The 5281-nt window shown below is 71.5% G+C and carries 6 protein-coding genes; 4 read left to right on the top strand and 2 right to left on the bottom strand.

Features of this window, described 5'->3' with window-relative positions; translation table 11 throughout:
* Positions 1 to 117: 117 nt before the first annotated feature.
* Both AB0J09_RS55410 and AB0J09_RS55415 read right to left on the bottom strand, forming a co-directional pair.
* Positions 118 to 1728 carry a hydantoinase/oxoprolinase family protein gene (locus AB0J09_RS55410; RefSeq protein ID WP_360710441.1) on the bottom strand — a complete coding sequence of 537 codons (1611 nt, stop codon included), beginning with the start codon at positions 1726 to 1728 and terminating at the stop codon, positions 118 to 120.
* Positions 1721 to 2791 carry a DUF917 domain-containing protein gene (locus AB0J09_RS55415; protein WP_360710443.1) on the bottom strand — a complete coding sequence of 357 codons (1071 nt, stop codon included), beginning with the start codon at positions 2789 to 2791 and terminating at the stop codon, positions 1721 to 1723. Before AB0J09_RS55415 ends, AB0J09_RS55410 begins: the two co-directional genes overlap by 8 nt.
* Positions 2792 to 2905: 114 nt before the next feature.
* Here AB0J09_RS55415 and AB0J09_RS55420 point away from each other — a divergent pair, with 114 nt between their 5' ends.
* The 4 genes from AB0J09_RS55420 to AB0J09_RS55435 form a co-directional block, all read left to right on the top strand.
* Complete coding sequence (locus AB0J09_RS55420; RefSeq protein ID WP_360710444.1) at positions 2906 to 3340, top strand: RpiB/LacA/LacB family sugar-phosphate isomerase; 435 nt, start codon at positions 2906 to 2908, stop codon at positions 3338 to 3340.
* A gap of 15 nt (positions 3341 to 3355) precedes the next feature.
* Positions 3356 to 3577 (top strand): hypothetical protein, encoded by a 222-nt coding sequence (locus AB0J09_RS55425; protein ID WP_360710446.1) that lies wholly within the window; start codon positions 3356 to 3358, stop codon positions 3575 to 3577.
* Positions 3578 to 3702: 125 nt separating this feature from the next.
* Positions 3703 to 4866, top strand: coding sequence for an amidohydrolase (locus AB0J09_RS55430; protein ID WP_360710448.1), 1164 nt, complete (start codon positions 3703 to 3705; stop codon positions 4864 to 4866).
* Between the two features lie 27 nt (positions 4867 to 4893).
* Positions 4894 to 5281: Tex-like N-terminal domain-containing protein (locus AB0J09_RS55435; RefSeq protein ID WP_360710449.1), on the top strand; the 388-nt coding region annotated here is incomplete at its 3' end.

The following is a 5281-nucleotide window of genomic DNA, read 5'->3' on the forward strand; positions in this document are numbered from 1 at the left end:
CGGCGCCGCGCACCTGGCCGCCCGCGCACGCGGATGCGGTCAAGGCCAAGGCACCGGAGACCCCGGCGACGAGCAGACGCTTCTGCCAGCGCATGGTGGGGGGATCCTTTCGATCTTTCACCGGGCGAGGGGTCCGGCTGCTTTGACGTGTACCCGCACGGCGGGCTCGGAGAGGTAGCTCAATGGCACCTCGAGGAGGTCCACGATCTCGACGCCGGAGGGATCGGCCCCCGCCGCCACGGCCCGCGCCGCCGCCTCCTCCTTGGCCCTTTCGATCGCTTCTGACCGGCTATCTCCCGCAGGCAAGATCGTATCGACTCTGCCACTCGCGAGTGCGATGGCGGCGCCAACGGCATTGGCCACTTCGGCATGCTCCGGGCGGATGACCCGGCTCGCGCCCGGGATGACATCGGGCAGCAGGAACGCCCCGCCACCCACCGCGACCAGGGGTCTGTCGGTTTTGCCGAGCGCCATCCTGTCCACGGCGTCGATGACCATCTCGTCAGCGATGGCCACCGCTCTTTCCAGGGTGTCTTCCATTCTTTCCGACATGTCGGCTTCCAGCGCCTTTACGGCCGCTTCGAGGCGTTCGCGCCACCCGGCCGCCTCGTGCGGGCTCCGGCCCGCCGCGACGGCCGCGTCGGTCATCGTCACCGTGGCCCCGCCGAACACGAGTGCCTCCCTGACGATCCGGTAGCCGACCGAGTCGGGGCCGATGCCGCCGTCCCGCACCACTGTCCCGCCGCCGAGCGCGATGGCCAGGATGTCGGGCATTCGGAAGTTGGTCAGCACCCCGCCGATCTCCACCGCCGCCGCCGACTCCCTCGGGAAGCCACCGGCGAGCACGCCGAGGTCGGTGGACGTACCGCCCACGTCCACCACGATGGCGTCGGCCACCCCGGACAGGTACGCGGCTCCGCGCAGGGAGTTCGCCGGGCCCGAGCCGATCGTCGAAACCGGCAGCCGCGCGGCGTGCTCGAGCGTCATGAGCGTGCCGTCGTTCTGCGCCAGGTACGGCCTCGCGCCCAGGCCTCGTTCGGCCAGCGCGGTGACCAGGGCCTCGGTCACGTGGGCGGCGACGCCGTACAGGGCGGCGTTGAGCACGGTGGCGTTCTCGCGCTCGAGCAGGCCGAGCGAGCCGATCTCCTGGCTCACCGAGACCGGCAGGCCGTACTCGGCCTTGACCAGCTCCTCGACGAGGCGCTCGTGCTCGCCGCTGGCCGGGCTGAACACGCTGGTGACGGCCACGGCGTCGGCCTCCACGCCGTCCAGGAAACGGCGGACCTCGTCCAGCCCGGGCCGGCCGATCTCGCGGCCGTCGACGTAGTGGCCGCCGGGCACGATCGCCTCCCCCGCCGAGACGGCCTCGCGCAGGTCGCCGGGCCAGCCGGAGAGCGGGGGGACGGAAGTGGTGGCGGGCGCGCCGAGCCGGAGCACGGCGACGCGGCCGAGGTTCCTGCGTTCGAGGATCGCGTTGGTCGCGTGCGTGGTACCGAGCATGACCCGGCTGATCCTGGCGTGGGCGTCCTGCCCAGTTGCTCCGGAGCCGAGCGGATCTGCCCCTTGGCTCAGCTCGCCGAGGACCGCGTCGAGGGCGGCCCGCAGCCCTTCCGTCACGTCCGGAGTGGTCGGGCGCTTGGCCTTGGCGATCACGCGGCCGTCGGCGCCGAGCACGACCGCGTCGGTGTTCGTGCCGCCGACGTCGATCCCGATCCGCAGGTCAGCCATGGGTTGTCAGCTCCTCGACGGGAACGTAGTCCAGGTCGTACCCGAAGGCCCGCGGCCCGGCCGTCTCCAGGCCCTTGGGGGTGCGCCAGAGCGGGTCGCACGGCCAGGCGAGCACCGTGACGCGCTGTCCGTACCTGAGAGCCTCGGTCTGGATGGCGCCGGCGGTCTCGGTGTCCACGACGGTGATGAGGTCGGGCACCATGGCCCGAACCCGGCCGTCCTCGAGGGCGACCAGGTTCTCGTTCTGCAGCTCCAGGGTGAGACGGCGGCCCCGATCGTCTCCGGTGCCCTCGATCGTGGCCGTCCCCCTGACGAACCCTCCCGTGGTGCGCCGTTCCACGTCCGTGAGCTTGCCGGTGATCAGCCGCACGGCGCCCAGGCTCCCTTGGAGCGCACCGAGCGGGTCCGCCGCGCCCTCCGTGGCCCTGCCGACCTCGATGGCGCGGGTGACCGTACCCTCGATGACCGCGCCCCTGGCCCGCGCGGTGGTGAGCACGTAGTCGGCCATCAGCGCGGTCGAGCCGGCCGCCACGCACACGGCCCGGGCGAGCCGCTCCGACCAGAGGCCGTCGATGGGGCGGATGGTCACCACGTTGCCCACGATGTCGGACATGATCACCAGGTCGGCCGGGAGCCCGGCCACGTACATGGAGACCATCTGGACCTCGGGGAAGGCCCGGCCCATGCCGTCGGCGTCGAGCAGCGGCAGCCCGAGCTGGGCGGCCCAGGCGACGGGCGCCACGCCGTTCGAGCCCCCGATCTCGGAGGACATGATCGCGCTCGGGGGGCGGCCGAAGAGGCGTTCGATCTCCTCGGCTATGCGCTTGGGCTCGTCCGCGCTGTGCATCATCTCGTGGCTGACGGTCGGGGCCCCGATGCCGGACAGCGGCACGATCAACGCGTCGTCGCCCAGCTCGTCCAGCCCGATCAGCGGGACCTCGCCGTACTGCCGGATGGCCCCGACGGCCGCCAGCGATCCGGCGCGCACGTCGCCCCCGCCACCGGTGCCCAGCACGGCGCACCCTCGGGCGAGAGCCGGAATGTCGCTCTCATCGATGCTCATATGGCGACACAACCTGGCACATTTCGTCTCATTTTGCCAGTCCAGGGCATGTGCTGATGCCTTTGCCTCCCCTCGCGGCGCTTGGTACACCTGAGATCGGGAACGGGAGGGCGCATGCGGATTTCGGTGGCCGCCGACAGCAAAGACGGCGTGGCCGGGCGGGTCGTGTCGGAGCTGCGCAGGCGGGGGCACGAGGTGGTGACCCACGGCGCGCTCAGCGACGAGGAGCGCGCCGACTGGGCGTGGGCGTCCGAGCTGGCCGCCCGTGACGTGAGCGAGGGGCGGGCCGACCAGGCGGTGGTCTGCTGCTGGACCGGCACGGGGGCGTCGATCGCGGCGAACAAGGTGCCGGGCGTCCGCGCGGCGCTGTGCGTGGACGCGTACACCGCCGACGGGGCCAGGAAGTGGAACGACGCGAACGTGCTGGCGCTCAGCCTCCGGCTCACGTCCGACGTGGTGCTCGACGAGATCCTCGACGCCTGGCTGGACGGCCGGCCGAGCACCGACTCCGCCGATGTGGCGAACGTCTCCCACCTCGACGAGATCTGACTACCCTGTATGGGCATGAACTTACACTGTACGCATTGCGGTGAAGAGGGGCTTGAGCCCGGGTTCATCATGGACTCGGGCGAGAACTCCCGCGGATTCGCCAGATGGGTCGAGGGCGCGCTGGAGCGCGGGATCTTCGGCGGCGCCAAGCTGATGGGCCGGCCGAAGTGGGAGATCGACGCCTATCGCTGCCGATACTGCCACCACCTGGAGCTTTTCGCAGACCGCCCTTCATGACCGGCACCCATCGGGGCCTCGTGGGCCGTAATGGCGCCTGACCGGACCCGGCCGCGGCTTCGTGAGCGGAACCTGTCGCCGCCGAGTCAGGGAAATCGTCGGTGCGGCCGTTTAGGGTGCTTGCCATGACCGACGTCCTGCTCCGCGGCGGGCTCCCCTGGGGGCTCGAGGGCCCTGCCGACATCCTCGTCCGCGACGGCCGGATCCACACCGTCGCCCAGGGCATCGACGCGCCCGGCGCTCTGGTCGTCGACATCGCGGGGCAGCTCGTGCTGCCCGGCCTCGTCGAGGCGCACTGCCATCTCGACAAGACCCTCTACGGCGGTCCGTGGGTGCCCCACTCGGCCGACGACACGCTGGCCGGGCGCATCGGAAACGATCTCGGCCGCCGTGCGGAGCTGGGCGTGCCGAGCGTCGAGCGGATTGGCGCGCTGCTGGAGCGCATGAGCGCGGCGGGCACGTCCCATGTCCGCACCCACACCGACATCGACCCCGTTGTGGGGCTACGGGGCGTGGAGGCCGTGCTCGAGGCGGCCGCGGGCTCCCCCGTCGACGTGCGCCAGGTGGCGTTCCCGCAGCACGGCGTGCTGATCAACCCCGGCACGGCCGAGCTGCTCGAAGAGGCGCTGAAGAGCGGCGTCGAGGCGGTCGGCGGCCTCGATCCGGCGGGCATCGACCGCGACCCCGTGCGCCACCTTGACCTGATCTTCGGATTAGCCGAGCGCTACGGCGCCCATCTCGACCTCCATCTCCACGACGGCGGCTCGCTGGGCGGGTGGGAGCTCGAGCTCATCACCGAGCGCACCAGGGCGCTGGGGCTGGGCGGCCGGGTGACGGTCAGCCACGCCTACGCGCTGGGCCAGCTCGACGAGGCCCACCAAGACCGCCTGATCCAGGGCTTCGCCGAGGCGGGCGTCGCCATCGCGACCGCGGCGGTCTACAGCTTCCCGGTGCCGCCGATCAAGAAGCTGCGGGCCGCCGGCGTCACGGTCGCCTGCGGTCACGACGGCATCCGCGACCTGTGGGGCCCTTACGGCAGCGGTGACATGCTGGAGCGGGCGATGCACGTCGCCTACCGCAGCACGTTCCGCAGAGACGAGGACATCGAGCTGGCGCTGGAGGCCGCCAGCTACGGCGGGGCCCGCGCGCTCGGGCTGGAGTCGTACGGGCTGGCGCCGGGCGACCGGGCCGACCTGGTCGTCGTGCCGTGCGGGGGCGCGGCCGAGGCGGTGGTCGTTCACCCAGCGCGCACTCTGGTCATGAAAGACGGCGTAGTCCTGCACAATTGACCGGCGGGACCATCGAAAGGCAGGCAAGTGCTCTCTATTCACCAGCGGATCGCTGCAGAGCTGGGCGTACGCGACGGCCAGGTGCAGGCGGCCGTCGAGTTGCTCGACGGCGGCGCCACCGTGCCGTTCATCGCGCGATACCGCAAAGAGGTCACCGGCACCCTCGACGACGCGCAGCTGCGCACGCTCGAAGAGCGCCTGCGCTACCTGCGCGAGCTGGAGGAGCGCAGGGCGGCGATCCTCGAGTCGATCGAGTCTCAGGGCAAGCTCGACGACGAGCTGCGTGAGCAGATCATGGCGGCGGAGACCAAGGCCAGGCTCGAGGACATCTACCTGCCCTACAAGCCCAAGCGGCGCACCAAGGCGCAGATCGCCCGCGAGCTGGGCCTGGAGCCGCTGGCCGACCAGCTGCTCG

This window comes from Nonomuraea sp. NPDC049784 (assembly GCF_040659615.1).
Classification (GTDB): domain Bacteria; phylum Actinomycetota; class Actinomycetes; order Streptosporangiales; family Streptosporangiaceae; genus Nonomuraea.

Coding starts and splice junctions, on each gene's coding strand:
- AB0J09_RS55420 (WP_360710444.1), top strand. CDS start 2,906: ATGCGGATTTCGGTGGCCGCCGACAGCAAAGACGGCGTGGCCGGGCGG.
- AB0J09_RS55430 (WP_360710448.1), top strand. CDS start 3,703: ATGACCGACGTCCTGCTCCGCGGCGGGCTCCCCTGGGGGCTCGAGGGC.
- AB0J09_RS55425 (WP_360710446.1), top strand. CDS start 3,356: ATGAACTTACACTGTACGCATTGCGGTGAAGAGGGGCTTGAGCCCGGG.
- AB0J09_RS55415 (WP_360710443.1), bottom strand. CDS start 2,791: ATGAGCATCGATGAGAGCGACATTCCGGCTCTCGCCCGAGGGTGCGCC.
- AB0J09_RS55410 (WP_360710441.1), bottom strand. CDS start 1,728: ATGGCTGACCTGCGGATCGGGATCGACGTCGGCGGCACGAACACCGAC.